Annotated in this window: 3 protein-coding genes; 1 reads left to right on the plus strand and 2 read right to left on the minus strand. The window is 73.1% G+C overall.

The features are described from left to right. Window positions 1-62: 62 nt before the first annotated feature. A complete protein-coding gene (locus ACWGI8_RS43650) occupies window positions 63-665 on the minus strand; it encodes an NADPH-dependent FMN reductase (RefSeq protein WP_453669097.1) in 603 nt (200 codons plus the stop codon). A gap of 100 nt (window positions 666-765) precedes the next feature. On the opposite strand from ACWGI8_RS43650, the gene ACWGI8_RS43655 reads away from it, so the two are divergent. Further along, the gene (locus tag ACWGI8_RS43655; protein WP_453669099.1) at window positions 766-1,620 is read left to right on the plus strand and encodes a helix-turn-helix domain-containing protein; all 855 of its coding nucleotides are present in this window, start codon (window positions 766-768) and stop codon (window positions 1,618-1,620) included. On the opposite strand, the gene ACWGI8_RS43660 is transcribed toward ACWGI8_RS43655, so the two are convergent. Further along, the coding region (locus ACWGI8_RS43660; protein WP_453669101.1) for an ABC transporter ATP-binding protein C-terminal domain-containing protein at window positions 1,577-1,965 on the minus strand (389 nt) is incomplete at its 5' end. The two genes, ACWGI8_RS43655 and ACWGI8_RS43660, sit on opposite strands and share 44 nt — an antisense overlap.

The following is a 1,965-nucleotide window of genomic DNA, read 5'->3' on the forward strand; positions in this document are numbered from 1 at the left end:
GAGCCTCGCTCCGTGCCGGGCGGCGTGCGTCAGGCAGAGGTCAGGCAGAGGTCAGGCAGAGGTCACGCGGCGGTGTAGGGGCGGTCGCGGCGCGCGTCGTGCAGGACCGCCGCCCACCACTGGAGCTGGTCGAGGAGGACCTTCGCCGCCCCGTTCGGGCCCTCGGGATCGATGAGGGTGCCGTCGGCGGAGAACAGTTCGTAGTAGCGGGGGAACGAGACATAGTCGCGGACCGTGTGCGCGTGCAGCTCGCCGAAGACCTGCCGCAGCTGCTCGATCGCCAGCAGGCCGCCGCTCGCGCCGCTGTAGCCGACGAAGCCGACCGGCTTGGCCTGCCACTGGGTGAAGTGCCAGTCGATCGCGGACTTGAGGGACGCCGGGAAACTGCGGTTGTAGTCGGGCGTCACCACGACGAACGCGTCGGCCGCGTCGAGCCGCCGGGTGAGCTCCGCCATCGTGCCGGGGCGGGCCATGCCGGGCTCCAGCGCCGGCGGGACGGGCGGCAGCTCCAGTGGCAGCTCCGTGTCCGCCAGATCGATGAGGTCCACCGCGAAGCGGCCGTGGTGCCGGGCCTGTTCGGTGAACCAGTTCGCGACGACGGGTCCGAACCGGCCCTGCCGGACGCTGCCGATGATCACTGCGAGGTTGAGAGTCCGTGAGGTCATGGCTCCAACCTGGCGGGCTGCGCGAAGAGCAGGAAGGCCGGGCCCGGACTGGTAGTGGCAGGGCCACCATCCGCGGCGGCCCGGCTGTTACGTTCGAAGGGTGAGCGACAACGAACTGGGTCTGTTTCTGCGCAGCCGCCGGGAAGCCGTCACTCCGGCCGAGGTGGGGCTGCCCGCGGGGCTGCGCCGCCGCACCCCGGGCCTGCGCAGGGCGGAGCTGGCCACGCTCGCCGGTGTGAGCGTCGAGTACGTGACCCGGCTGGAGCAGGGACGCGACCGCCGACCGTCGCCGCAGGTACTGTCCGCGCTGGCCGAGGCGCTCCGGCTGCCCCCGAGCGCACGCATCCATCTGCACCGGTTGACCAAGGGCGCCGACGGCGGCTTCAACTGCATGGGCGGGGCGCTGCCTGCCCGCACCGTCCGGCCCACCGTGCAGGCCCTGCTCGAACGCCTGGAGCCCGCCCCCGCCGTACTGCTCAACCGGCTGAGTGAGATCCTCTCCTGGACGGACGGGTACGCGCGGCTCGCGGGCCCGGTCGGCCTGCTGGACGGCGATCCGCCGAACCTCGCCCGCTACGTCTTCACCGACGCGCGGGCACGCACCGCGTTCCCCGACTGGGACCACGCCGCCGACGAACAGGTGGCCGCCCTCAAACAGGGGCCGTTCCGCGCCGACCCGCATGTCGCGGTCCTCGCCGACGAGCTGACGGTCACCGCCGGGGCGGACTTCACCGGACGTGTCGACACCGTGCCCGGCCTCCCCAGGTCCAGCGGCATCACACGGCTGCACCACCCGCAGGCCGGCGAGCTGCGCCTCGCCTACGAAACGCTCGAACTGCCCGCCGACGACGATCAGCGCCTCCTCGTCCACCTGCCGGCGGACGAGGCCACGTCGGCGGCGCTGGACCGTCTCACCGGGCGGCGGCCGGGGGCGCTGCGGGCGGTGTCCGGCTGACGGGCGTGGTGCCGAGGTAGGCGTCCCGCACTCTGGGATCGGCCCGCACCTCGGCCGGGCTGCCCTCGGCGAGCACCTCGCCCAGGTCGAGGACGACGACGCGGGCGCACAGCTCCATCACGAACGCGACGTTGTGCTCGACGAGCAGCACCGCGCAGTCCTCCTCATCGGCCATGTGCCGTACCACAGCAGCCAGTTGGGCGCGCTCCTCGGCGGACATGCCGGATGCGGGTTCGTCCAGGAGCAGCACTTCGGGCGGGTCGGCCAGCGCACGGGCCAGCTCGACCATGCGGGCCCGGCCGACGGGGAGCCCGCCGGCGTACGTCTGCGCGAGTGCGTCGAGGC

The sequence above is a fragment of the Streptomyces sp. NPDC054841 genome (genome assembly GCF_053611045.1).

What these genes read in the sequence shown, in the direction of transcription:
- ACWGI8_RS43650 (WP_453669097.1), bottom strand. Translation starts at nt 665, where the DNA reads ATGACCTCACGGACTCTCAACCTCGCAGTGATCATCGGCAGCGTCCGG.